Annotated in this window: 24 protein-coding genes; 17 read left to right on the plus strand and 7 right to left on the minus strand. The window is 39.8% G+C overall.

Translation table 11 applies throughout. The features are described 5' to 3' along the window. Window positions 1-4: 4 nt before the first annotated feature. Window positions 5-1,654, plus strand: a complete 1,650-nt coding sequence (locus MLE13_RS09160; RefSeq protein ID WP_240749420.1) for a serine hydrolase — start codon at window positions 5-7, stop codon at window positions 1,652-1,654. A gap of 205 nt (window positions 1,655-1,859) precedes the next feature. On the opposite strand, the gene MLE13_RS09165 is transcribed toward MLE13_RS09160, so the two are convergent. After that, window positions 1,860-2,060: a cold-shock protein gene (locus tag MLE13_RS09165; protein ID WP_006830093.1), complete on the minus strand. Its 201-nt coding sequence runs from the start codon at window positions 2,058-2,060 to the stop codon at window positions 1,860-1,862. A gap of 237 nt (window positions 2,061-2,297) precedes the next feature. Here MLE13_RS09165 and MLE13_RS09170 point away from each other — a divergent pair, with 237 nt between their 5' ends. The 5 genes from MLE13_RS09170 (at window position 2,298) to fumC (ending at window position 7,504) form a co-directional block, all read left to right on the plus strand. Next, entirely contained in the window at window positions 2,298-2,837 is a 540-nt protein-coding gene (locus MLE13_RS09170; RefSeq protein ID WP_240749421.1) for a topology modulation protein, read from the plus strand. A 98-nt stretch (window positions 2,838-2,935) separates the two neighbouring features. Then, window positions 2,936-3,649, plus strand: a complete 714-nt coding sequence (locus MLE13_RS09175; protein WP_240749422.1) for a hypothetical protein — start codon at window positions 2,936-2,938, stop codon at window positions 3,647-3,649. Window positions 3,650-3,756: 107 nt separating this feature from the next. Further along, entirely contained in the window at window positions 3,757-4,308 is a 552-nt protein-coding gene (locus tag MLE13_RS09180; RefSeq protein ID WP_240749423.1) for a hypothetical protein, read from the plus strand. A 231-nt stretch (window positions 4,309-4,539) separates the two neighbouring features. Further along, window positions 4,540-6,039: a UDP-N-acetylmuramoyl-L-alanyl-D-glutamate--2,6-diaminopimelate ligase gene (locus tag MLE13_RS09185; RefSeq protein ID WP_240749424.1), complete on the plus strand. Its 1,500-nt coding sequence runs from the start codon at window positions 4,540-4,542 to the stop codon at window positions 6,037-6,039. An 82-nt stretch (window positions 6,040-6,121) separates the two neighbouring features. Further along, entirely contained in the window at window positions 6,122-7,504 is a 1,383-nt protein-coding gene (fumC, locus tag MLE13_RS09190; protein ID WP_240749425.1) for a class II fumarate hydratase, read from the plus strand. A 72-nt stretch (window positions 7,505-7,576) separates the two neighbouring features. Here fumC and aldA read toward each other — a convergent pair whose 3' ends face one another. Continuing rightward, window positions 7,577-9,025, minus strand: a complete 1,449-nt coding sequence (aldA, locus tag MLE13_RS09195) for an aldehyde dehydrogenase (RefSeq protein WP_240749426.1) — start codon at window positions 9,023-9,025, stop codon at window positions 7,577-7,579. A gap of 220 nt (window positions 9,026-9,245) precedes the next feature. Here aldA and MLE13_RS09200 point away from each other — a divergent pair, with 220 nt between their 5' ends. Together MLE13_RS09200 and MLE13_RS09205 are read left to right on the plus strand one after the other, a co-directional pair. After that, entirely contained in the window at window positions 9,246-9,908 is a 663-nt protein-coding gene (locus MLE13_RS09200; RefSeq protein WP_240749427.1) for a diphthine--ammonia ligase, read from the plus strand. Between the two features lie 6 nt (window positions 9,909-9,914). Further along, the gene (locus MLE13_RS09205; protein ID WP_240749428.1) at window positions 9,915-10,910 is read left to right on the plus strand and encodes a GNAT family N-acetyltransferase; all 996 of its coding nucleotides are present in this window, start codon (window positions 9,915-9,917) and stop codon (window positions 10,908-10,910) included. A 79-nt stretch (window positions 10,911-10,989) separates the two neighbouring features. Here MLE13_RS09205 and MLE13_RS09210 read toward each other — a convergent pair whose 3' ends face one another. Both MLE13_RS09210 and MLE13_RS09215 read right to left on the minus strand, forming a co-directional pair. Beyond that, on the minus strand, window positions 10,990-11,550 hold the full coding sequence (locus MLE13_RS09210) for a hypothetical protein (RefSeq protein ID WP_240749429.1): 561 nt from the start codon (window positions 11,548-11,550) through the stop codon (window positions 10,990-10,992). A gap of 59 nt (window positions 11,551-11,609) precedes the next feature. Beyond that, the gene (locus tag MLE13_RS09215; protein WP_240749430.1) at window positions 11,610-12,164 is read right to left on the minus strand and encodes a M15 family metallopeptidase; all 555 of its coding nucleotides are present in this window, start codon (window positions 12,162-12,164) and stop codon (window positions 11,610-11,612) included. 106 nt (window positions 12,165-12,270) lie between these two features. Between MLE13_RS09215 and nfsA the strand changes: the two genes are divergently transcribed. The 3 genes from nfsA to MLE13_RS09230 are packed head-to-tail and all read left to right on the plus strand — an operon-like array spanning window position 12,271 to window position 14,400. Beyond that, entirely contained in the window at window positions 12,271-13,002 is a 732-nt protein-coding gene (gene nfsA, locus MLE13_RS09220) for an oxygen-insensitive NADPH nitroreductase (protein WP_240749431.1), read from the plus strand. A 36-nt stretch (window positions 13,003-13,038) separates the two neighbouring features. Next, on the plus strand, window positions 13,039-13,653 hold the full coding sequence (locus tag MLE13_RS09225; protein WP_240749432.1) for an NAD(P)-dependent oxidoreductase: 615 nt from the start codon (window positions 13,039-13,041) through the stop codon (window positions 13,651-13,653). Window positions 13,654-13,677: 24 nt separating this feature from the next. Continuing rightward, the gene (locus MLE13_RS09230) at window positions 13,678-14,400 is read left to right on the plus strand and encodes an alpha/beta hydrolase (protein ID WP_240749433.1); all 723 of its coding nucleotides are present in this window, start codon (window positions 13,678-13,680) and stop codon (window positions 14,398-14,400) included. Between the two features lie 29 nt (window positions 14,401-14,429). On the opposite strand, the gene MLE13_RS09235 is transcribed toward MLE13_RS09230, so the two are convergent. Then, on the minus strand, window positions 14,430-14,684 hold the full coding sequence (locus MLE13_RS09235) for a hypothetical protein (RefSeq protein ID WP_008428155.1): 255 nt from the start codon (window positions 14,682-14,684) through the stop codon (window positions 14,430-14,432). Continuing rightward, complete coding sequence (locus tag MLE13_RS09240; RefSeq protein WP_240749434.1) at window positions 14,681-15,838, minus strand: class I SAM-dependent methyltransferase; 1,158 nt, start codon at window positions 15,836-15,838, stop codon at window positions 14,681-14,683. The genes MLE13_RS09235 and MLE13_RS09240 overlap by 4 nt, the downstream gene beginning before the upstream one ends. Before the next feature lie 160 nt (window positions 15,839-15,998). On the opposite strand from MLE13_RS09240, the gene MLE13_RS09245 reads away from it, so the two are divergent. The 5 genes from MLE13_RS09245 (at window position 15,999) to cydC (ending at window position 22,408) form a co-directional block, all read left to right on the plus strand. Beyond that, window positions 15,999-17,642 carry an AMP-binding protein gene (locus tag MLE13_RS09245; protein ID WP_240749435.1) on the plus strand — a complete coding sequence of 548 codons (1,644 nt, stop codon included), beginning with the start codon at window positions 15,999-16,001 and terminating at the stop codon, window positions 17,640-17,642. Window positions 17,643-17,791: 149 nt separating this feature from the next. Beyond that, window positions 17,792-18,523, plus strand: a complete 732-nt coding sequence (locus MLE13_RS09250; protein ID WP_240749436.1) for a hypothetical protein — start codon at window positions 17,792-17,794, stop codon at window positions 18,521-18,523. Between the two features lie 109 nt (window positions 18,524-18,632). Then, a complete protein-coding gene (locus MLE13_RS09255) occupies window positions 18,633-18,803 on the plus strand; it encodes a hypothetical protein (protein WP_240749437.1) in 171 nt (56 codons plus the stop codon). A gap of 177 nt (window positions 18,804-18,980) precedes the next feature. Beyond that, on the plus strand, window positions 18,981-20,705 hold the full coding sequence (gene cydD / locus MLE13_RS09260) for a thiol reductant ABC exporter subunit CydD (RefSeq protein WP_240749438.1): 1,725 nt from the start codon (window positions 18,981-18,983) through the stop codon (window positions 20,703-20,705). Further along, on the plus strand, window positions 20,702-22,408 hold the full coding sequence (gene cydC, locus MLE13_RS09265) for a thiol reductant ABC exporter subunit CydC (protein ID WP_240749439.1): 1,707 nt from the start codon (window positions 20,702-20,704) through the stop codon (window positions 22,406-22,408). The genes cydD and cydC overlap by 4 nt, the downstream gene beginning before the upstream one ends. 305 nt (window positions 22,409-22,713) lie before the next feature. On the opposite strand, the gene MLE13_RS09270 is transcribed toward cydC, so the two are convergent. Continuing rightward, window positions 22,714-22,950 carry a hypothetical protein gene (locus MLE13_RS09270; protein WP_240749440.1) on the minus strand — a complete coding sequence of 79 codons (237 nt, stop codon included), beginning with the start codon at window positions 22,948-22,950 and terminating at the stop codon, window positions 22,714-22,716. A gap of 206 nt (window positions 22,951-23,156) precedes the next feature. On the opposite strand from MLE13_RS09270, the gene MLE13_RS09275 reads away from it, so the two are divergent. After that, window positions 23,157-24,176: a fatty acid desaturase gene (locus MLE13_RS09275; RefSeq protein ID WP_240749441.1), complete on the plus strand. Its 1,020-nt coding sequence runs from the start codon at window positions 23,157-23,159 to the stop codon at window positions 24,174-24,176. The last annotated feature ends 34 nt before the right edge of the window (window positions 24,177-24,210 follow it).

Genomic DNA, 24,210 nt, shown 5'->3' on the forward strand with positions numbered 1-24,210 from the left:
GGGCATGTTTAAAAAGGTGATCTTATATACAAATCAATTAGAAGACATGAAAGGTTTCTATGAGTACCAATTAGGCTTCCGAATTGTTGAAGAAGATGACACCAGTTTTACATTGTCGATGGGGGAATCTCAATTGGTTTTTCAGGAATCGGACAGGGCAGCAATTTATCATTTTGCGCTGAACATACCAGGAAACCAATTTACTTTAGCTAAATCTTGGACCAGTGAACGCGTGACATTAAATCGCCAAGAAGGCATGGATGAAGTCTTCTACGCTAATTTCGACGCGGATGCGTTTTACTTTCAAGATCCAGCAGGAAATGTAATAGAATTTATTGCACGTCGTAGCGTCGATCGTATGGGTAATTTCACTGTAGACTCCATTCTTAACATTAGTGAAGTGAGTATTACCACGCCATATGTTGAAGAAGTTGGTGAATTGATTGAGGACATGGATATCCCGGTCCGTGGCAGTAAAGGGATTGAGGTAAAAGCGCTGAATTTCCTTGGCAGTGGACATGCTTTTATTCTTTTAGTGGCACCAAAGCGTATTTGGTATTTTTCTAAACAAAAAAGCGAAACCCATCCGTTATCGATCGAATTAACTGATGGTCGCCGAATCAACATAACAGAAGAAGGGCGCTTTCAACAAGAAAAGGCAGCTAATCCGATACTCGATAAAATGGAAAAAACGAATTTCTCGGGAGTTGCGTATTTAGCTAAAAAAGAACCATGGGCAATGGCGAAGGGATTCGCTGATCGTGCCAACGAGCGACCTAATGCTATTAATACGAGATTTAGTATTGCCTCAGGTAGTAAAATTTTTACGGCTGTAGTTATTTGTCAGTTGGTAGAGGAAGAGAAAGTTAGTTTGGATGATCAGTTATCTCAATTATTGCCAAAGACATTTCCTCATTTTAACGTTACGATTCATCAATTATTGACGCATACTTCAGGTATCCCAGACTATTTTGATGAACAGGTGATGGATGATTTTGAAGATTTATGGAAACAGCGACCGATGTATGGGATGGAGACAGCTTCAGATTTTATCCCGTTATTTAAAGATCAGCCGGTAATGTTCGAGCCTGGTGAAAAGTTTCACTATAATAATGCGGGATATATTGCGCTTGGGTTAATTATTGAGAATGTCACAGGGAAAGAGTTTGTCGATGCAGTAGAAGAACGTGTTTTTGTGCCCGCTAAGATGCATAATTCCGGATATTTCCGCTTAGACCGCTTACCGAGTCATACTGCATTTGGCTATATTGAAGAAGAGGGTGACTGGCGCACCAATCAATACGCCATACCCGTTCGCGGTGGAGCTGATGGCGGTGCTTATGTAACAGCAAATGATATGGCGAATTTCTGGAATTGTTTAATGGATGGGACATTATTAACAGAAAACATGCGAGAAAAAATGCTTCAAGTTCAAGCTGTTGAGAAAAATCGCGATTATGGCTATGGACTATGGATTGAAAAGCAAGGAACCGGTGCTTTAAACTATCATATTATGGGCTATGACCCAGGGGTTAGTTTCCATTCGGCATTTTATCCAGCAGAGGGCAATATATTGACCATTTTGTCGAATAGAAGCGAGGGAGCTTGCGATCTCGCTAAAACGATTAAAGAATTGAAAATTGATAAGGAGTGAAAGTATGACTGGGAAAAAACTAGTGCTGGCGATTATTTTCAGCACAGTGGGCTTTAGTATTTTAATTTTTACGGTCTTTCAACTTTATTTTTGGTTGAACTAAGAAAAAAGCCACGATTAGGATTTTTCCTAATCGTGGCTTTTAAAATGAAATAAAAAAAATAAGCTCTTCCGAAGAAGAGCTCATTGATAAGTTAGCTTTAGATTAAGCTTTTTGTACGTTAGTAGCTTGAAGACCGCGTTGGCCTTGTTCGATATCAAACGTTACTTCTTGACCTTCGTCAAGTGATTTAAAGCCTTCGCTTTGGATTGCAGAGAAATGTACGAATACATCGTCGCCGCCTTCGCGTTCGATGAAGCCAAATCCTTTTTCTGAGTTAAACCATTTTACTTTACCTTGTTCCATGTGTATTTCCTCCTCGTATGCGTGAGCATACATTGTATTACTATCCTTGCTCAAATCTTGCAGATGAACATCTGACACTTCGTAAAAAGTTATCCGAACAAAAATAATTCTTCCTTAGAATAACATGGGGATACATATATTGCAAGTGAAAATGAAATATTCTTTTTGATATGGCTTAAATCAAACGTGTATGATAAAGAAAAAACTATAAAAAAATGGGGTAAGGGGGAACGGAATATGAACAGAATCGTGGTGCTCGGAGTGTCTGCTGGCGCTGGTAAATCAAGCTTTGCGAGAAAGCTGTCAGAGAAAACTACAATTCCAGTCTATCATTTAGATGCGTATTTTTGGAAGCCAGGCTGGGTGGAAAATAGTGAGGAAGAATTTAGTGCTCAACAGCGAAAGCTTGTTGAGAAAGAGTATTGGATTATTGAAGGGAATTACTCAAGTACTTACAATATTCGTGAGCAAAGAGCAGACACCATCATTTACTTAGAGCTTCCTTTAATCATTTGTTTGTATCGTGTAGTTAAACGACGAATTATCTATCACGGTAAAACTCGTCCCGATTTAGGAGAAGGGTGTCCGGAAAAGTTGGACAAAGCGTTCTTAAAGTTTATCGTTTCTACATATTATGAAAGAAAAATAAAGATGAGAAAAAGAATAAAGCAGTTTAAAGAAGAAAATCCGCACAATCAAGTTGTTTTATTGCGCAACCAAAAAGAAATAGATCAGTTTTTTAATGAAGTAATTGTAAAAAATAATTTACATTCGTGAATATTTTTTAATTAATGAGTTAATTTGAAAAACTTACAGACGTTCATAGATGGAAGTGGTATTCTAAAGCTACATAAACAGACGGAGGAGAATGAGTGATGAAGTTGCTGTATGAAGGCACGATTACGAATCAAGTGCTTCATAAAAAGCTACCTTTTTCTATGAAGCGCTTGTATTTGGAAGACCTACCTATAATTGAACAAGTTCAAGCAAAAGTAATGGAGTCTATTTCTGAAAAGGCTTCTCTACAAGCTTTAACAACTGAAGAATTCTTGTTTATCTTAAACGAACGAGGACTCATGGTAGGAGCTTTTGTTGAAGAAGAGTTGATTGGTTTTAGAGCATTGTTAATCCCTGATATTGATGAAGAACACTTAGGTTGGGATATCGGACTTCCGCCAGATGAGTTAGGCAAAGTCATTTATCAAGAAATTTCAGTAGTACTTCCTGAATATCGTGGAAATCGTCTTCAACAGAAATTGGCCGAAGTCATTATGAAAGAATTACCCAATCTTGAAGTGAAGTTCCGTTATATTTGCTGCACTGTCGCCCCAATGAATATTCCAAGTTTGAAAGATAAATTTACGCAGTCGATGCATATTGCAGCTTTAAAGGAAAAATATGAAGGACTGAAACGTTATATTCTCGTCAAAGATTTAGAAAAAATAGATGTTCACTATTGTGAACACGTGACAGTTAAATTGGATGATTTGAACAAACAAAAGCAATTGCTCAGTGAAGGATATGTAGGAATTGGATTCCAACTAGTCCATGGTTTCCATGAGCTTCAATTTGCAAAACCCATTCTGTAAAAAGAATGGGTTTTTTTATGGATTTCTAGAATTCTGAAACTTCTTTTAAAGTTTAGCGTATTAATAAAAGAGATGGTAAGTAATTTACTAGGATGGGAGGTTTTGGAATGGGTCTATTTGGTTTGCCGATGGAACAACTCTATATGTATATATTACTCGCAGCAGGAGCATTAACTGTCTTATGTGTTTTTTTCGGCGAAGTTGCAGAGTTCAAATCTGCTTGGCCACTATTTAGCCCAATTGTCATCCTTGCCTTTGTGACGTTCGGATCTGCGATTGGTTTCTTAATGGAAACAGCGACAGAATTTAACGAATGGTCAGTTTTGGGGATTTCCGTATTGGCTGCTGCATTTTTAGATCTTTTACTATATTTTTTAATTTTATTGCCCGTGTCTTCTGCAACTAGTGCTTATTCAGAAGAATCCCTGTCTGGACAAGTGGCTGATGTTAGCGTTCCAATTCCCGAAGGCGGGTATGGAGAAGTAATAATTGAAACCTATTCAGGAGTGATTTCAAAGCGAGCTGCGGGCTATAATAATGAAGCTATTGATCGAGACGAAAAAGTAATAATTGTTGAAGTGAGTGAAGGAACTTTCTATGTACAGACTTACACCTCGTTAGATTTTAGAGAAAAAATAAAATGGGCAAAAGGGGTCTGAGAGAGAAGAAAGAACTGCTATTAAAAACTCAACGAACAAAAGGAAACTTAAAAACCTACACTCAATATTTTGAGTGTAGGTTTTTGAATTAATAAAAATGCAGAAAAGAGCATCATTTCAGAAAGATTGGTTTAAAAGTGTTTCCGCAAGCATAGGTAAATGATAGAATAATGATACACGTTCCTGTGAAACCATAGGTATTTGACATAATTTTCCCTAAGGAGCCTTTTAATGGATATACAACTCAGCAACATCCCTTCTTTTCCTATCATTTTACAATTTGGACCAGAATATTCAACGTTCAGTTCAATCGAGTACAACTCCACGTTAGTTGTCCAAGATTGCGCTTTCTTTTGTGTGACCGGTGAAAATACCGATGGACATTTGTATATCGGTGAAGCTATTGCTAACGGAGCAACAACAATTATCGGATCTAATAAGCTGTTATTGGCTGAGTTTGCTGAGAAGCATCCAGATCTTTCTTTTGCAGTCGTACCGAATGTCCGTGAAGCACTTGCTTACCTATCCGATTTCTTTTATAGTTCGCCTCAAAAAAAGTTGATCAAAGTGGGTGTTACAGGAACCAACGGAAAAACTACGACAGCTACATATGTTTATAATTTGTTTAATCTTCTTGGAATCAGCTGTGGGTTTATCGGGACAACTGGGATTTTAAGAATGGATGGCAAGATTCCCTTCTATAAAAGTACGCCTACCACTCCGATTTCATCTGACCTCCACAAAATATTTGCAAGGTTCGTAGAAGAAGGAGACCGTGCAGTAGCTATGGAGGTTTCTTCGATCGCTTTAGATCAAATGCGAGTAGAAGGAATTCGTTTTGATGTAGCGATTCACACGAATATTTCAGAAGAACATCTGGAATATCATAAGATATTTGAGCATTACCTTCAGTCTAAATTAATGTTGTTCAAACAATCTAAAGCAGCGGTCGTCAATATAGATGATGAAGGCATGGCAAAAGAAATATTAGAAGTTATCAGTTATCCTCATTTAACATACAGCAGTCGATCAGAGTCTGGTGCAGATTTAATTTGGACCGCCTGTGAGTCTTCTGATACAGGATTGAAGTTTGATCTGTATTACCAAGGGGAACGTTGGCCAATTCATGTACCTCTTTTCGGTGAATACAATGCAGCCAATTTAACGGCAGCAATTGGTTCAGCTCTCTTGTCGGGTCAAGATATTAAAGCTATTTTAGCTGTCTTGCCAAAAATGTCTCAAGTCGAAGGGCGTTTTCAAGTAATTCAAGGTCCTGAAAACCGAAAAGTTATTTTGGATTATGCTCATACACCGGTTGCGTTATCAGCGGTCCTGCATGAAGTGAAAAAATTATCGCATAACCGATTGATTGCGTTGATTGCAGGAATTGGAATACGGGATTTCTCGAAAATGCCGAAAATGGCGAAAGCAGCAGAAGGAAAAGCGGATGTTCTTGTCGTAACTGTGGACCACCCCGGAGATAATGAACCCAGCGTTGTCATTGATGCTGTGTTAAAAGGCTTTACAGTGCCTTACAAACAACAAGTCATCACAGCTAATTCAAGACGTGAAGCCGTTTTAGCAGCTTTACAGGAAAGTGGACCAGAAGATCTGATCTTGTTATCGAGTGGTTCAATCAACGGTGCGCAAATCGTCAAAGGAGAATATATTCCGCATTCTGACGAAGCAATTATTGAAGAGTTTTTCAGTAAGAGAGGCAATGATTTATAACCACAAAAATCGCTTTTTGAGAGATGAATATGGTTATAATAGAAGAGAAGGTTACTTATATATCAGAATTGGAGTGAATAGAATGCAGTATCGTACAGAAAAAGACACCATCGGTGAAATTCAAGTTGAAGCAGATAAAATGTGGGGTGCTCAAACACAGCGCAGCTTGCAGAACTTTGAAATTGGTACAGAACGTATGCCGCACGAAGTTGTTATGGCGTTTGCCCAACTGAAAAAAGCGACGGCTAAAGCTAACCATAAACTTGGAAAATTGTCTGAAGCGAAGATGAAAGCTGTAGAAGTTGCTGCAAACGAAGTAATTGAAGGGAAATGGAACGACCATTTCCCATTAGTCGTATGGCAAACAGGAAGCGGTACTCAGTCTAATATGAACATGAACGAAGTTCTAGCGCGCCGCGGAAACGAAATCTTGGCAGAACAAAATTCTGACGAAAAACTTCATCCAAATGATGATGTGAACATGTCTCAAAGCTCTAACGATACGTACCCAACTGCAATGCACGTTGCGGGTGTTTTAGCAGTAACAGAAAATCTTGTCCCAGCTGTTCAAAAGTTGAAAGCAACGTTAGATGAAAAAGCGACGAAATTTGACGAAGTAATCAAAATCGGACGCACTCATTTACAAGATGCAACACCATTAACACTAGGACAAGAAATTAGTGGCTGGAGACATATGCTTGAGAAGAGCGAGCGCATGATCCGTGAAAGCGTTGAGTATATGCGCGAATTAGCAATCGGCGGTACGGCAGTAGGAACAGGCATCAATGCTGATCCAACTTTTGGTCCTTCAGTTGCTGAATTCATTAGCGAAGCTGTAGGTACTAATTTCACTTCTGCAGAAAACAAATTCCATGCACTAACAAGCCACGACGAAATGGTTTACACGCACGGTGCGATCAAAGCATTAGCTGCAGACGCAATGAAAATTGCCAACGACGTACGTTGGTTAGCAAGTGGTCCACGTAGCGGAATCGGCGAAATTACTATTCCTGCAAACGAGCCAGGAAGTTCGATTATGCCAGGTAAAGTAAATCCGACGCAAAGCGAAGCATTGACGATGGTTGCAGCTCAAGTAATGGGTAATGATGCAACAATCGGCTTTTCTGCAAGCCAAGGGAACTTTGAATTGAACGTTTTCAAACCTGTTATTGCGTATAACTTCCTTCAATCTGTCCGCCTGATGACAGATAGCCTGAATAGCTTTAACGATCATTGTGCAATTGGTATCGAGGCAAACCTTGATATTATTCAAAATCATGTTAGCAATTCGTTGATGTTGGTTACAGCATTGAACCCGCATATTGGTTATGAAAATGCAGCAGCGATTGCGAAGCAAGCGCACAAAGATGGTACAACCTTAAAAGAATCAGCTGTAAACAGTGGTCATTTGACGGCTGACCAGTTTGACGAGTGGGTTAAACCAGAAAACATGGTAGGAAAATAACAAAAAGCAACCGAGTTGAAACCCCTCTTCCTAGAAAAAGGAAGAGGGGTTTTTATCTTAAAGTGCATATATTCAGTTGTTGTTCTTGTATTGCATGTAGACGACTTGTGTGACGAGAAAATCTTCCATTCCATGTTTACCATCTGCACCGCCAAGTCCGGATTTTCTCATGCCAGCATGATAGCCTTGAACTGCTTCAAAGTTTTCTCGGTTCACATAAGTTTCACCAAACTTCATTTCGTTCACCACTTGCATCGCTTCGTTTAAATCGGTTGTATAAACAGAAGACGATAAGCCAAATTCCGTGTCATTGGCTTTTTCAATTGCTTCCTGCAATGTGCTGTACGTTGTGATTGGTAAGACAGGACCAAAAATCTCATCGCGAATAATAGTTGAATCGTGCTCTACGTTTGTAAGGATAGTTGGTTTGTAGAAAAAGCCAGATTGACTGCTGTCACGTTCACCACCAATGGCAACAGTAGCTCCTTCTGCAATCGCTGCTTCGACCATGTTGTGTACAGTGTCGAGTCGATCCTGACTAACGAGTGGACCTACATCGGCTTGTTTGTTTAGACGCGGATTTTCCATCACTTTCGATTCGAAAATAGCGATGAGCTTGCTTGTAAATGCATCTGCTACACTGTCGTGGACATAGACGCGTTCCGCATTTGTACAGGCTTGCCCGTTATTTGCTAATCGAGAAGTAGCAATGGCTCTAGCTGCTAAGTCAAGATCTGCATTTTGAGTAACAATCGCCGGGGCCTTACCACCCAATTCCAAATTGACTTTTGTAATATTTTTCGCAGCAGCCTCCATCACTTTTGTACCTGCTGGAACGCTACCCGTTAAGGTAACCATCTGTACTTTTTCGTGTGATGCAAGAGCATTGCCGATTTCAGAGCCAGTTCCGTTTACAACATTATAGACCCCCGCTGGAATCTCGCTCATATCATGGATGATTTTAGTGAATTCCATGGCAGTATTTGGTGTCTGCTGGCTTGGTTTGATAACAATCGTACAGCCTGTAACTAGAGCTGTTGCTACTTTTCTAGCAAGGATAAAGACTGGGAAATTCCATGGAATAATACCAGCTACGACACCGATAGGTTTTTTATAAACAAAAATATTTTCGTTTGTTCGGTCGCTTGGTAAAATTTCACCTTCGATACGTCTTGCCCATTCAGACATGTAGTGAAAATAATCTATGGCAAGATCGATTTCTCCGCTAGCCAATTCGTAGCTTTTCCCCTGTTCTTCCTGCAATAGGTCGATAAAGGTATCACGTTTTTCAGCAATTTTGTCACCAAGCTTGCGAACGATTTTACCACGCTCGATATTAGGTGTGAGCTCCCAAGCTTTTTGTGCTTGGAATGCAGCTTCTACTGCTCGGTCAACGTCGTCTTTCGTGCCTTTAGGGATTTGTGAAATAGTTTCTTCAGTTGAAGGATTGATGATGTCGATCCACTCGGTACCTGCAGAATCTGTGTACTCGCCGTTTATATATAGTTTATGCTGTTGCATGTATATGCCTCCTTTGTCTTTACTAAAGTTTCCCCTATGCTTTAGTGTATTAAACAGTAAACGCGACAACAATTACATATTCACAAAGAGAGGACGACAACTTTAATGCTTAAAGCAGCATGTTGAACACCTTGAATACTTCAAAATGACGCCGTGTAAAAGGGTTTTGATCCAGTAATGGCGAACTAGTTACATTAACAGCAAAATAAAGAGGTGTATGATGCAAAAATCATTTGTTATGTCATGGAGTGGCGGAAAAGATTCAGCACTCGCTTATTACCGAGCAGTAGTAGAAGGCCATGTGCCACTAACGTTATTTACAATGTTTGAAGAAGACGGTACGAAATCACGATCACATGGTTTGCCCATCGAAGTGATGGAAGCGCAAGCTGAACGGATGGGCTTGCCTTTAATCATTGGAAAAGCTAGTTGGTCGGGGTATGAAAAAGAATTTATCGAGCAGCTAAAAAAATTTAAAGCGCAAGGAATCGATATGGGTGTGTATGGGGATATCGATTTGCAAGATCATTTAGACTGGGTCGAAAAGGTTAGCGCTGAAGCAGGGATCGGCGTCCTTCATCCGCTTTGGCAAGAACCACGCAAATCATTATTAAAAGAGTTAATCGAAGAAGGATTTAAGTCGGTTATTACGGTTGTGGATACAAGCCGACTAGACGAGCACTTTTTAGGGCGTGAGTTTACACATGAGTTAATCGATGAGCTGGAAGCGGCAGGTGTTGACGCATGTGGTGAAAAAGGGGAATTCCATACGATCATCGTCGACGGTCCTATCTTTGTAGAACCAGTTCCTGTTCAATTTGGTGAAAAAAACTACGTTGGAAATTACGCGATATTGGAAGTGAAACTTCATTCAGAGGAGTGATTGTGGATGATTCGAATTATGGGGATGGAAGAAAAGCATATTCGGCAAATGGCTGTATTGCTAGCAAAGAGGCACGAACGCGAACGGAAAATCTTTAACTTTCTACCTGAAAGATTTGAAGAAATTGATGACGCAGAAGAAGTATTGCGAAATGTATTAAAACGTCCTTATATTAATGGCATTGTAGCGGTTAGAGAAATTGATGTTATTGGTTATTTGCTGTATGAATTCAAGGAAGACGCCAGACACGGGCGTTATGTTTGGATGGACTATGAATCAATCGCCATTAGTGAGCACGAACATCCGCGACTATTAAGACTGCTATATGCAAATGCGGGCGCTGAATGGATTAAGCATGGCTATTTCCAACACATGTTGATGGCACCTCTCGGCGACGAAAAAGTCATTGACCAATGGCTAGATCAGTCATTTGCGTTTGACCAAAAATATGGAATTCTTTCACTGAATGATTTTGAGCCTAAAAACGGCACTGTTCCGAAGTTGGAGTTTCGTAAAGGCAGTAAAGAAGATTCTCCTCTATTAAAGAAAATGGCTATGTGGAATAGCATTCATCAGTCAACAGCGCCGTCTTGGCTACCAATCACACGAGAAACGCTGGAAAACGTGAAAGAAAGCTATGAAGCGTTGGCGGAAGATCAAGCTGCTTATTTATGGTTAGCCGACCAAGGCAATCGAATTGCTGGATTCCATGTGTATTTCCAAAAAGAAGAGCGTTTAAGTTTAGTGATTCCGGAGAAATGTGTAGAACTTCCAGCAGCTTCGACAAATCCAGAGCTTCGTGGGAGAGGCGTTGGGCGTGCATTAGCAAACCATTGTTTTGGAGAAATGAAAAATCAAGGCTTTGGCTATATTTATGCAGACTGGCGTACGGCAAATCAATTGGCCTCTTATTTCTGGCCGAAAATGGGCTTTCAACCAATTATGGTCCGAATGACAAGACAAGTTGACCCACGTATTGCCTGGGCACATGGAGAAGAGTAAAGAAGAGCTTATAAAAAAACAAATATAACCAATAGCAAAAGCCGACAAATTCTCCATCTAGAGAATTTGTCGGCTTCTTTTAATGCGTTACTTTAAAATCAATAAGCGCATTGAGATTGTAGAAAACTTTAGAACCATCCGTGGTTTCAATGAAAAAATCTGCATATCCGGACACTTTATAATAACCGTAAGGAAAATTATTGGCTGAGACATCTTGCACAAACTCGATATAAGCGTCATCATCTTCACTACTGTAGCCACCACTGCCTGAATAGTATTCTTTTAAGGGTTCTCCTTTAGTTAATACGGTAATCAGTAATGGTTCATTCATAGCATATTCTACCGAATAATTTCTTGTTTCTTCGTAAATAGGGAAATAAAAAGGGGAAGCGGCGTGGGAAATTTCAATGCTTTCCAAATCGCCGGTATATTCCAACTCAGCATAAACTGCTACGTTGTCTCCTTCCGTATACTGTTGTTTTTCTGTTACTAAACGATAAGTAAAGTCGGCTTTTGTTGTTTCGGCGTTTGGACTCGTTACATGAAAGTCGGTTAAATTGTCTTGTGGAGTAGGAGTGATTCCGCAAGCGGATTGCAATAAAACCACACCAATAACTCCTGCAGTCGTCAAGATTTTCATGACGGTTGTGCCTCCTTTACACATCAGACGAAACAAAGGACATATCCGTTACAAAAGGTTTACTCGATCTTATCTTCAGGACGCCATCCTTGCTGTAAATCACGAATCGACAAGCCAAAAGTCATTTCAAGGTGAGGATAGTCTTTAAAGCGTTGCCAATCTCCTCCCCAGTCAAATCCTAGTTTTTTGCCAATAGCTGCTACTTCAAACCAATCACTTTTACCGTTACCATTGTCGTCTCGCTCTATATCCCAAACTACAGAGCCATCATCTAGTCGCAACGCGTAGTCAATGGCTAAACCATAATTGTGATAAGATTCTCCAGCTTCTGCATAAGTGACGATAGCACCAGGCATGTTGCGCCCTTGATTGTGCAATCCTTGTTGTTCTTCGGGTGAACGATAGCCATCCGTTATTAAAATATTAATGCCCAATTCAGCGGCTTCGTTGACAAGTAAATCACGCTTTTCTTCTACAATGGGATGCAGTCCAGAAGGCAAAGGGCGATTCGCCAAATCTTCACGAAACGCCAGTTCATTTTCTATCCATATAAATAAAAAAACGCCAATAACCAGTAGGAAGACAATGGAAAAAGCGGTTTTTATGTTTTTCAAAATCATTCACCTCTATTGGTTCTATTGTAGCAAAAATCACGAAAAGAGTATCGTGGTGAAGAATTTGGTAGGATAGAAGAAACAAGCAGAGAGGAGATACACATGAATGGTTATTGAGTTAATGAAAGCACACGCTTCTGTCCGAGATTATAAAGAAAAACAATTAACGCGAGAGGAAGTTAGTGAACTAATAGAAGCAGCACAACACGCTGCCACATCACATTTTGTCCAAGCGTATTCAATCGTTTGGGTAACAGATCCAGAGAAACGCAAAAAATTAGGTGAACTATCTAAAAATGCGAAACAAATGGAAGGAGCGGGAGCGGTATTCCTATTATGTGCAGATTATAATCGACTTCAGCACGCAGGAAAACTGCACGGACAAGACATTATCTTTGACCAAGCAGAAAATCTACTAGTTGCCGTGACAGATGTTGGACTGTTAGCGCAAAACTTGGTGCTTGCGGCAGAATCTAAAGGCTACGGCATTTGTTATATCGGTGGTGTTCGGAATGATATGGCAGCAATTAGCGAGCTAGTAGGTCTACCTGAAGGCGTCTTTCCTGTTTACGGGTTAACAATCGGTGTGCCTAATGAAGCTAATGGAGTGAAACCGCGTTTGCCGGTTGAAGCCATTTTGCATGAGAATGAATATGATGAAGCTAAATATGAAACAATATTGCCAGAATATGACCAGACCATTCAATCTTATTATGAGAGCCGTGGCTCCAATCAAAAGTCAGCTACGTGGACACAGCAAATGACGAGTTTCCTTAGCAAGCCTCATCGTAAAGATTTAAAAGAAGTATTGGCGAAAAAAGGCTTTCACTTTAAATAAGTCGAGCTTTTAGCAGAAATAGGGGGAGGGAAAGTAATGAAACTGGCGATATTTGGAGCGACAGGCCGCGTTGGAGAAGAAATTCTAAAACGAGCATTAGCAGATGGTCATGATGTAAAGGCATTGGTTCGTTCAGAAAAACTAGAAGCGCACCCCAATTTGGAAGTTGTCATTGGAGATGTGCGAAATGCGGAAGACATTGAAAAAACAATCGCTGGCACGACAGCGGTTTTCAGTGCGATTGGCACAGACCGTACCACGACTTTGTCAGAGGCTGCTCCTTTAATCGTTAAGTCAATGGAGAAAAATAATATTCAACGAATCATTTCCATTGGAACTGCTGGAATTTTAAATAGCCGTCTGAGTCCTGGTCTTCTCCGCTATGAAGGTGGCGACTCAAAACGCAAAATGACGTTTGCTGCGGAAGAGCATGAAGCAGTATACCGCTTGTTTGAAAAAGCATCTCTTGACTGGACGGTTGTTTGTCCTACATATTTGCCTGATGGTGAAGCGCGTGGTAACTACCGGACAGAGAAAGATTTTCTGCCTATAGAAGGAAAAGAAATCACAGTGGGTGATACCGCTGAGTTCGCTTATCATCAACTGGAATCGAAAGAATTTGTTCAAAGCCGTGTCGGTTTGGCTTATTAATATGCATAGCAAGCAGGTGATTCGATGAAAAAATGGCTGTTCCGTATTGTTATGAGTATTTTAGTGCTAATAGTGACCGTCGTTGTTGGTTTTATCATTTATGCTCAGTTTGATTATGGACCGAGTTCTTTGTTAACAAAAAATGTAGATTTGACTGCAATTGAAAAAGATGAAGAAGGACTGTTTTTTCAACCGGAATCGCCAAACGGTAAAGGAATAATCCTTTATCAAGGGGCTAAAGTTGAAAAGGAAGCTTATGCTTATTTGGGTCAATCTTTGAGTGAACAAGGCTTTGTCGTATCGATTCCTCAATTGCCATTGAATTTTGGAATTCTCGGTGCTAGAACGGCAGATGACGTCATTGACGAACATACAGAAGTAGAAGAGTGGTTTGTTGGAGGTCATTCTTTAGGAGGAGTCGCCGCTTCTTTTTATGCAGAAGACCCATCCCAAAAACTTAAGGGACTGTATTTTTTAGGTTCGTATCCTGCGAGTGATTTTTCACAAAGCGATTTAGCGATGCTGTCGATTTATGGAGAATTGGATGGCTTATCGAAAGTTCAAGACATTGAAGATAGTAAACAACTGTTTGCTGAAGATCGTTCTTTTGTAGAAATAGAAGGTGGCAATCACGCACAATTTGGTTTATACGGTGACCAAAAAGGCGATAATTCAGCCGACATCACGCCAATTGAGCAACAAGACCAAGTGGTAGAAGCATTAACAAAGTGGATAAACAAAAACTGACTCGGAGATCCCGAGTCAGTTTTTGTTTTTTATAGCTTAAATATAAAGAATGCTAGAAAGATAGAGATAATGACTAATGTGTTCACGATATACGAAGAACGTTTGCTAACAGGCTGATCAAGTGATGGAAATCGTTCGACCACTCGCATGGCTCCGTAAATAAGTGCAGCTAAAATCAGTAGGGTTACAACCAAGTTCATATCGTAAATGCGCACGTCGATAAAGCGGATCAACACGACGGAAAAAGCTAAAATAATGCCATTAACTAAATTTTTTCGTTTCATAGGTACTCCTTTAATTCGTTTTCTAAAAAGGGTTTAGCTGACAGCAAAGAAGTGAATTGCTGATAACGTTCAAATTGTCCGGCACTCGGTTTTTTACCAGTTTTATAAGCGCGAATCAAAATGTTTTTAGGGGTGTGTTCCATATCGATAAATTCCATTAACTGCGTTTCATAGCCTACAAGCGATAGCAGTTCTGCGCGAATCGAGTCGGTAGCCAGTGCGCTGAAACGTTCTTTTATTAGACCATGCTGAAGCATAATGCCGAGTTCTGGTGCAATGATTTGGCTATTCAATTCATGTTGACAGCAAGGAACGCTCAAGATGACTTTCGCATCCCATTTAACGGCGCGTGATAACGCCATATCGGTTGCTACGTCGCAAGCGTGTAATGTGACAACCATGTCGACTGCAGATTCATCATTATAATCGTTAATGTCGCCAACTAGAAATTCAAGTTGCTCATAGCGCAAGTCTTGTGCAATTTGCTGACATTCTTCGATTACTTCTTTTTTCAAATCGAGTCCGGTAACTCGGAGGTCCAAGCCTTTTTCGATGCGTAAATAATGATATAGTGCAAAAGTTAAATACGATTTTCCAGAACCGAAATCGAGTATACGGACGGTACGGTCTTGAGGCAAATAAGCGAGCGTGTCATCGATAAATTCGATAAAGCGGTTGATTTGGCGGAATTTATCGTATTTTTGCTTTTTGACTTTGCCATCTGGACTTTGGACACCAAGGCGTACAAGGAATGGATATGGAATACCGTCTTCTAATAAATACTGCTTTTTGCGGTTATGAGAAAGTTCAACTTTTTGAGTGCCTGTTTGCTCTGTTTTCCAGCTAACTTTTGATTTTTTGGATAGCTGAATTTGCACTTTTTCTTCTGTAAATTGAATAAGAGCTTGGCGGTAATCCGTGAATAAGGAAGCTAATTTTGCTGCAGCTTCTTCTAACGACAAATTTTCATGTTTTAATACATGTTCATGCTGGTATTCAAATTGGATGAAATAATCCTTTTTTATTTCAACGGGTTTTAACTTGATTCGTTTAATGTCGCTTGATTTTAATCGTGGTTGGCTAATGGTGGCTGAAACGAGTTGTTTTTTTGAAAGTCTTTCTGCTAGTTGATCGTGCATTGTTTGTAAGTCCATGGTCGATCCCTTCCGTTCTGTGTAATGGTTTTAGTTTATCATGCAGCATACGTAAAGAGCGAGTTGTCCGTCTTTTTTGATATCGATTAAGTTCCATTAATTTGGAATTTTGTGATAATATAAAGTAGAGTGAAAACGTTTTCAATTAGGAGGATGCATGGTGAGTATTTTACATAAGACAGTTGGTCAAATCGTAAAAGAGCAAGCTGCAAAGAATCCAGAAACTGAGGCATACGTTTACCCGGAACATGACATTCGAAAAACGTATAAAGAATTTGACGAAGAAACAGATCGTTTAGCAAAAGCATTTATGGGCATTGGGATTGAAAAAGGAGAACATATCGCCATTTGGTCAGACAATAAACGAGAATGGCTGTTGAGTCAGTTTGCCACTGGTAAAATGGGGGGAGTATTGGTAACCGTCAATACTAGTTATCAATCGAGCGAGCTTGAATATTTATTGAATCAGTCCGACGCGACGACTTTAATACTAGGAGAAGAGTTTAAAGGAACGAGTTATATAGATATTTTAAAAACGGTATGCCCAGAATTGGCGACCGCTGAAAAAGGACAAATCCACAGTGCTAAGCTGCCTCATTTTAAACGGGTAATTGTCATGAGCAATAACAATTATCCTGGAATTTATACATGGCAAGAGTTTGAGGATTTTGCTAAAAACGTTAGCGATGCTGAGTTTGAAGAACGCTTCGATTCGATGAAACCTGAGGATGTCATCAATATTCAATATACATCCGGCACAACAGGATTTCCAAAAGGCGTTATGCTGACTCATTTGAATGTCGTCAATAATGGCAAACTAGTTGGGGATACGATGGCGTTAACGGAAAAAGATCGCTTGTGTATTCCTGTGCCGTTTTTCCATTGCTTTGGTTGTGTACTCGGAACAATGGCGGCAGTCACGCATTCCACGACAATGGTTATTGCGGAGCAATTTGAACCAAAACGTATTTTGCAAATGGTCCAGGACGAGAAATGTACAGGTCTTCATGGAGTACCGACGATGTTTATCGCGGAGTTAAACCATCCGGAATTCTCGTCGTTTGATACTTCGACATTGAGGACGGGAATAATGGCAGGCTCGTCATGTCCGATTGAAGTGATGAAAAAAGTCATTAATGATATGGGTGCGTCAGAGATTACCATTGCATACGGACAAACTGAATCATCTCCTGTAATTACTCAAACAAGAGCCGATGATAATATTGAAAAAAGAGTGTCGACAGTTGGTAAGCCGCATACTGGAGTAGAAGTGAAAATCATTGACTCAGCAACTGGAGAAACGGTAGAAATAGGCATGCCGGGAGAGCTTTGCACTAGAGGCTACCATGTGATGTCAGGTTACTATAAAAATGAGGATGCCACAAAAGCGGCCATCGATGCGAAAGGGTGGCTTCATACCGGTGACATCGCAGTTGAAGATGGAGAAGGCTATATTGATATTACAGGTCGGATAAAAGATATGGTAATTCGTGGAGGAGAGAATATTTATCCGCGTGAAATTGAGGAGTTTCTGTATCAGCATCCGTCAGTGTTAGACGTTCAGGTAATCGGTGTACCCGATCCCAAATATGGAGAAGAATTGATGGCATGGATTATTTTAAAAGAAGATGAGCAACTCAATGGGGAAGAGTTGAGAGCTTACTGCAAAGGGAAGATTTCTCGCCATAAAATTCCACGCTATATTGAATTCACGAAAGAATATCCAATGACAGCTTCTGGGAAAATACAAAAATTTAAGCTGCGTGAATTATCCATCGAACATAGCGAGAAAGCACAAGTTTAAAAGAGATTGAACAAAGGAAAGCGTCCTAGATGACGCTTTCCTTTGTTCAATTTAGCAGCCATTAGTTTAGGTGTCTTTGTCTACGGGGACATTATTAAAATAAAGACTACGCTGAAATAGATGTAAGGTGCGCAGGAAGGAGTTTGCAGATGACTTGGCTGAGTTTTATTTTTGCTCTTGGATTTGTCTCAATTCATCTATTTTCAAAAAGCTTAAAACTGATGAAAGTTTTGCCGCGAAGTCGTTTCCTCTCGGTAGTAGGTGGAATATCGGTCGCTTATGTTTTCTTGCATCTATTGCCAGAATTGAGTATCTTTCAGAAGGATTTGCAAGGGGAACTTAGAAATAGCGGACTACTTTTTATAGAGAATCATATCTATTTGATTGCTATGATTGGTTTAGTGGTTTTTTATGCGTTGGAAAATTCGGTTACTGTTTCAAAAAAGAAAAACAAGCATGCAGAAACGCCGAAAGCGGCGATAGGGATTTTTTGGCTTCATATTGCCTCTTTTACTCTTTATAATGGCATCATTGGCTATCTATTAGTTAGGGAGGAGTACGGAAATCCTTGGGGCATGACATTGTTTTTTATTGCCATGGGTGTGCACTTTATAACGAATGACAAAGGGTTGCGTGCGACTCACCAAGAAGATTACGATCGATACGGCAGGTGGCTATTAGCTGCTGCTATTCTGATTGGATGGGGAATCGGAGCTTTTGCTGAAGTTCATGAATGGATTATTTCTGTGCTTACTGCTTTCTTAGCTGGAGGCGTGATATTAAATGTCTTAAAAGAAGAGTTGCCGGAAGAAAGAGAAAGCAGCTTACTGGCCTTTTGTGTGGGGTTAATTTCTTATTCAATTTTATTATTGCTATTATAAAACGAAAAAATATTTTAATGACAAATAAGAGAATCTTTTGGTATAATATACTCACTATAATAGGTAATAAAGCATGCGTTAAAACGGCTTACCTTAAAGGGTGTTTACAATGATTACTGAAGAAGAATTAGCCATTTTCGAGTATGAGCTAACAAAGCTCATGGAAGAATACCGAAAATGCATGGATCAGTCTTTAAAAAAGAAAATACAAGAAGATATGGCTTGGTTAAAGACGGTCATTTTTACAACAGGTTCTTATGAACGCACAATCGAAAATTAGTCATTTTAAATCTGCGGCGTATTATTGCTAGCAGATTTTTTTGCGGACAAAAAATATAAATTTGTGAACAGAGCTGTAACAAAGCGCGCTGGAAATCCTTTGAACGTGGGCAATCGACGGGGGTTTCCCTAAGGGATGCTTTATAATAGAAGGAGATATAGCAGAGGAGCGAATGGCATGAACGATTTAAAGCAGTTAGCATTTCAACGGAAAAACACAATGACATTTTTAGTCGTAATGTCAATTTTTAAAGGACTTGCCACAATTGGTCAAGCCCTGTTTTTCGTGATGATTGCAGATCGTGTTTTTCTTCAGAGCGCTACTTTTGAAAGTTTAATCCCATTATTCGGTGGGTTGTTGATATCGATTTTGCTGCGAGCAGGATCGGGATATGCTTTAGGTAAAGCCGGAGTCAATTTAGCTGCCGATGTAAAAAATGAATTTAGAAATACGTTAATCCAATCATTCGCCAGAAATCCATTGCTCGCTGCAACACAAGGTCAGTCGGGTCAGAAAGTCAGTTTGTTAATGGATTCTGTAGATGAAATAGACGGTTTCTTTAGTAAATATATTCCTCAGATGATTCAAACGTATAGTATACCTGTAATCTTGCTAGGTGTAATTTTTTCACAAAACTGGACAAGTGGGGTCATTATTTTAATTACGGCACCATTTATTCCGGTTTTCATGGCATTGGTCGGAAAAGGAACAAAGAAAAAAGCCGATGAAAAAATGGAGCAACTCAACCGCTTTTCGGGTACTTTTTTAGACGTTTTACAAGGACTTTCAACACTGAAGCTGTTCGGACAAGCTGAAAAGCAGCAGCAAGCTATTAAGAAAAGTAGTTTGAGTTTCCGAGACTCGACGATGGAGGTATTAAAATCTGCATTTCTTTCTTCTTTGATGCTTGAGTATATTTCCATGTTAAGCATTGGCATTGTAGCATTAGAAATAGGACTACGACTCGTTGTATTTGATAGTATTAGTTTTTTTACAGCGTTTTTCATATTGATTTTAGTACCGGATTTCTTTAACTTATTAAAAGATTTCGGCAGTGCTTTTCATACGGCACGCGGGAGTGTATCAGCCGCAAAACAATTAACTGCTGAACTAGAGAAAGCGAATGTGGATTTGACGTGGGGAAAAGAAACGATGGCGCAAGAGCCCCCTCACTTATCACTAGAACACCTATCTTTTCAATACGGAGAAGGGTTTTCATTAGCTTCGCTCAATGTGGAAATTCCGCCTTATAGTCAAGTGGCGATTGTTGGGAAGAGTGGTTCAGGAAAAACGACTTTGATGCACCTAGTAGCAGGACTTCTTCCGCAAAGTGCAGGTCGTTTCTATGTCAATGGCGTCGCTCGAGAAACTATTAGTGAAACATCTTGGTTTGATCAATTAAGTTACATCTCCCAACATCCATACCTTTTTGCCGGCACCATTCGAGAAAATATAAAAATGGGTGTCGCAGGTGACGTAAGTGATGAGGAAGTGCTAACAGCAGCTAAAAAAGCAGGCATTGCTGAAATGGTATCGACGCTTGAAAAAGGATTTGAAACGCCAATTGGTGAAGCAGGCCGCGGCTTGTCTGGTGGAGAAAAGCAGCGAATTGCACTTGCACGGGCTTTCTTGAAGAAACCGTCGCTTATTCTATTTGATGAGCCAACAACCGGGCTAGATTTGCGAACCGAGAAAATTTTGCAAGATTCACTTCGTGAGTTGCAAAAAACTTCAACCGTTATTACGGTTGCCCATCGTCTACACACAATTAAAGACGCTGATATCATTTTATTTTTAGATGATGGCAAACTAGATGCGACCGGAAATCATGAAGAACTATTGGAAACTCATGTGCCGTACGAAGAAATGCTTGCAGCACAGCAAGGAGGTGGCTTGCAATGAGTGATTTAAAAGATATTTTAAAATTGACGCTTCTTGAAAAAAAAGATGTGTTAATAGCTATCTTTTTTGGCTTTCTAGCAGGTATTGCAAGTGTCGCGTTAATGGGATCTAGTGGTTATTTGATTTCAAAGGCAGCCTTAACTTCTCAAATGACGACGCTTGTAGTTATGGCAGCTTGTTTGAAGTTATTTGGTTTCGCATCGGCTTTAAGTCGTTACGGAGAGCGTTTGTATTCTCACCGAGCAACATTTACCATGTTGAGTCATTTAAGAGTATCGTTTTTTGAGCGTTTGTCACCACTTGCACCAGGAATATTTAGTAAGTATCGAAGCGGGGATTTATTGTCGCGAATTGTTGGGGATGTTGAAAGTTTACAAAACTTTTTACTGCGCGTATTTTACCCGCCAGTGGTTCTCGGCATCGTATTTTTAAGTGCGGTTTTCTTTACTTCGTTCTTCTCATTAGGTATTGCGATAGTGATTTTTATCGGAATGTTGTTGACCATTGTAGTGGTTCCAGCACTTTTCGCTAGTAGAAAACGTCGTGCAGATGGACAAGTGAGAGCACAGCGAGGAAATTTGGCGATTGAAGCGACTGAGTTTCTTTATGGCTTCCGTGACTTGAAAATCCATCAACAACTTGACGCAAAAGAACAGCAATTGAAAATTGATGCAGCTCAATACAACGAAGGACAACGAAAAGAAGGGCTAGAAGAAAACTTGGCACAGTCCATTAATGCTTTTGTTGCTTTGCTCGTATCCTTTTTTGTTTTAGGTGTTGGTGCGTATTTTGTCGCAGCTGGTGAGCTAAATGGCTTGTATTTGGCAATGCTCGTGATGATTTCCATTGCGGCTTTTGAAAACGTGGCACCAATGGCGGCTTTTCCAACTTACTTTGAAGAAAGTCGGAAAGCGGCTGTTCGTTTAGAAGAAATTATAGCTGAACCTACCTTGTCGCAAGGAGCTGGCCAGATGCCAAATGGACCGCTTGATATAAGGCTAGAAGATGCATCTTTTCAATATCCAGGTGAAAACAGCTTGGCAGTCGATCACGTATCTCTTCGCTTAAAACCAGGTACAAAAACGGCAATAGTCGGACCAAGTGGGTCTGGAAAATCGACATTAATGCAATTGCTGCTAAATGTTTTTCCGCTCAACCAAGGACAATTATCAATCGGTGGAAAACCTGTCGAGACTCTCAAACAAGAAGAAATTTGGCAAGAAATGAATATTGTTTTACAAGAAAATCATTTCTTTTATGGAACAATTCATAGCAATTTATTGATTGCGAATCCAGCGGTAACAGATGAGCAAATGATTCAAGTATTAGCTAAAGTTGAGCTAGACATACTTCCTTTGACTATGACGGTAGAAGAAAAAGGTCAAAATTTATCTGGTGGCCAAAAACAACGGCTAGCAATTGCGCGTGCCATGTTAAGAGGGAAATCACTGTGGCTGCTAGATGAACCGGTATCTTCTGTAGATAGTTTGACAGCGCAAGTCATTTATCAACAGATGTTCCAACAAAACAACAATGATTTGTTTGTCATTATTAGTCATGATTTAACGGGACTTGAAAATATGGATCAGATTGTCGTTATGGAAAAAGGGCGTATCGTAGAAAGTGGCTCGTATGATGAGTTGATGGAGAAAAAAGCTTACTTCTATCAACTAAAAGAAATTGAGAATAGTGTATTTACCTAACCGAAAAGCGGAAACAGCCGTTTAGATTCGACAGGCATAAGACAGGCCAACAGAGTGGCGTTTTTGGCCACGTAGTTGGAATGGCTTATGTCCCAAGGATTTGGCTGTTGGAGTCTAGACAGAAAAGCGGAAACAGCCGTTTAGATTCGACAGGCATAAGACAGGCCAACAGAGTGGCGTTTTTGGCCACGTAGTTGGAATGGCTTATGTCCAGAGAATTTGGCTGTTGGAGTCTAGACAAAAAAGCAGAAAAGCCCCGGCGCAGAATTGCGTGCCAGGGCTTTTTAATACCTTATTAGTCTCCACTACCCTTTTTTTAATAGCAGGTTTTCATTTTCTTTAGCATCTTCTAACTTCATTTGCTCAAGCTCTAGGCGCATTTTTTGTGTTTCTATAACAAAATTCTCATGCTTTAATTTTTCCAACTCTAATTCATCAGTTATCATTTGTCCCTTAATTTTTGTTTGCTTTTGGAGATGGGTAGTGATGATGGCAGCTAGTGGAATTGAAAGGACCATGATGATGGCAACCATACCAGTCATACGTCTCACTCCATTCTGATTTTTCTGTCTATTTACATTATACACGTATCGCTTGTAATTTTAAAGATGTAGATAATTAGAAATACATGACAACTGTCATATAGAAATATAGACGTTTGTGTCTTATACGCCTGCAGGTTTCCCGTTAAGATAAGGTTAATAAGTTATTCGGACCGAAAAAGTCCGTCTAAGGAGGAAGACAAGATATGAGCAGAGAAAAAACAGCACAATTACGCAAGTTTGTCGCCCCATTTGAAAAAGCAGATGTAAAAGCAAGTGTCAGACAATTAGTAAATACAATACCCCCTTTTATCTTAGCTTGGTTTTTAGCTTATCAAGCACTCGATGTTTCAATTTGGCTGACAATCGCATTGTCAACAGTAGCTGCAGCATTCGTAATTCGTACGTTTATCATTTTCCACGATTGTACACATGGTTCGTTTTTCAAAAATAAAAAAGCGAATGCTATTGTTGGTACGATTACAGGAATCATGACTCTTTTCGCTTACGAAAAGTGGAAACGTGAACACTCGATTCACCATGCATCAAGTGGGAACTTAGATAAGCGCGGAGTTGGCGATATCTGGGTTATGACAATCGAAGAATATGTAGAAGCATCAAAATGGGAACGTTTCAAATACCGTATGTACCGCAATCCACTAGTTATGTTCGGAGTTGGACCATTATTCCTTGTCTTGATTTCAAGTCGTTTCAACCGCAAAGATGCACGCAAAAAAGAACGTAATAACACGTATTTGATCAATATTTCTTTAGTAGTTATCTACTCACTATTAATTTTGGCGATTGGTTGGCAGGCATTCTTGATCGTACAAGGTACGACGATGTTTGTAGCTGGAGCTTTCGGAATTTGGTTGTTCTATGTACAACACACATTCGAAGATTCGTATTTTGAAGATGAAAATGAGTGGGATTATGTAAAAGCGGCAATAGAAGGTAGTTCATATTACCAACTTCCAAAAGTATTGCAATGGGTAACTGGAAACATCGGCTTCCACCACGTGCATCACTTGAGCCCGCGTGTGCCAAACTACAATTTGGAAAAAGCACATGTATCTTCACCACCTCTTCAACAAGCAACTACAATTGATATCAAATCGAGTCTTAAATCGTTACGTTATAAATTGTATGATGCACCAAATAAAACATTCGTTACATTTGGCGACATCAAACATTTACTAAGTGAGTCAAAAACGGTTGAACAATAAAGAAGTGAGAAGGAACCATTCTTAACTGAATGGT

The sequence above is a fragment of the Planococcus halocryophilus genome (assembly GCF_022489025.1).
In the GTDB taxonomy this organism is placed as follows: domain Bacteria; phylum Bacillota; class Bacilli; order Bacillales_A; family Planococcaceae; genus Planococcus; species Planococcus halocryophilus_A.

Bases quoted from the DNA above. Each gene is read 5' to 3' on its own strand.
- MLE13_RS09160 (WP_240749420.1), top strand. From the start codon at position 5: ATGTTTAAAAAGGTGATCTTATATACAAATCAATTAGAAGACATGAAA.
- MLE13_RS09165 (WP_006830093.1), bottom strand. From the start codon at position 2,060: ATGGAACAAGGTAAAGTAAAATGGTTTAACTCAGAAAAAGGATTTGGC.
- MLE13_RS09170 (WP_240749421.1), top strand. From the start codon at position 2,298: ATGAACAGAATCGTGGTGCTCGGAGTGTCTGCTGGCGCTGGTAAATCA.
- MLE13_RS09175 (WP_240749422.1), top strand. From the start codon at position 2,936: ATGAAGTTGCTGTATGAAGGCACGATTACGAATCAAGTGCTTCATAAA.
- MLE13_RS09180 (WP_240749423.1), top strand. From the start codon at position 3,757: ATGGGTCTATTTGGTTTGCCGATGGAACAACTCTATATGTATATATTA.
- MLE13_RS09185 (WP_240749424.1), top strand. From the start codon at position 4,540: ATGGATATACAACTCAGCAACATCCCTTCTTTTCCTATCATTTTACAA.
- fumC (WP_240749425.1), top strand. From the start codon at position 6,122: ATGCAGTATCGTACAGAAAAAGACACCATCGGTGAAATTCAAGTTGAA.
- aldA (WP_240749426.1), bottom strand. From the start codon at position 9,025: ATGCAACAGCATAAACTATATATAAACGGCGAGTACACAGATTCTGCA.
- MLE13_RS09200 (WP_240749427.1), top strand. From the start codon at position 9,246: ATGCAAAAATCATTTGTTATGTCATGGAGTGGCGGAAAAGATTCAGCA.
- MLE13_RS09205 (WP_240749428.1), top strand. From the start codon at position 9,915: ATGATTCGAATTATGGGGATGGAAGAAAAGCATATTCGGCAAATGGCT.
- MLE13_RS09210 (WP_240749429.1), bottom strand. From the start codon at position 11,550: ATGAAAATCTTGACGACTGCAGGAGTTATTGGTGTGGTTTTATTGCAA.
- nfsA (WP_240749431.1), top strand. From the start codon at position 12,271: ATGGTTATTGAGTTAATGAAAGCACACGCTTCTGTCCGAGATTATAAA.
- MLE13_RS09225 (WP_240749432.1), top strand. From the start codon at position 13,039: ATGAAACTGGCGATATTTGGAGCGACAGGCCGCGTTGGAGAAGAAATT.
- MLE13_RS09230 (WP_240749433.1), top strand. From the start codon at position 13,678: ATGAAAAAATGGCTGTTCCGTATTGTTATGAGTATTTTAGTGCTAATA.
- MLE13_RS09235 (WP_008428155.1), bottom strand. From the start codon at position 14,684: ATGAAACGAAAAAATTTAGTTAATGGCATTATTTTAGCTTTTTCCGTC.
- MLE13_RS09240 (WP_240749434.1), bottom strand. From the start codon at position 15,838: ATGGACTTACAAACAATGCACGATCAACTAGCAGAAAGACTTTCAAAA.
- MLE13_RS09250 (WP_240749436.1), top strand. From the start codon at position 17,792: ATGACTTGGCTGAGTTTTATTTTTGCTCTTGGATTTGTCTCAATTCAT.
- MLE13_RS09255 (WP_240749437.1), top strand. From the start codon at position 18,633: ATGATTACTGAAGAAGAATTAGCCATTTTCGAGTATGAGCTAACAAAG.
- cydD (WP_240749438.1), top strand. From the start codon at position 18,981: ATGAACGATTTAAAGCAGTTAGCATTTCAACGGAAAAACACAATGACA.
- cydC (WP_240749439.1), top strand. From the start codon at position 20,702: ATGAGTGATTTAAAAGATATTTTAAAATTGACGCTTCTTGAAAAAAAA.
- MLE13_RS09270 (WP_240749440.1), bottom strand. From the start codon at position 22,950: ATGACTGGTATGGTTGCCATCATCATGGTCCTTTCAATTCCACTAGCT.
- MLE13_RS09275 (WP_240749441.1), top strand. From the start codon at position 23,157: ATGAGCAGAGAAAAAACAGCACAATTACGCAAGTTTGTCGCCCCATTT.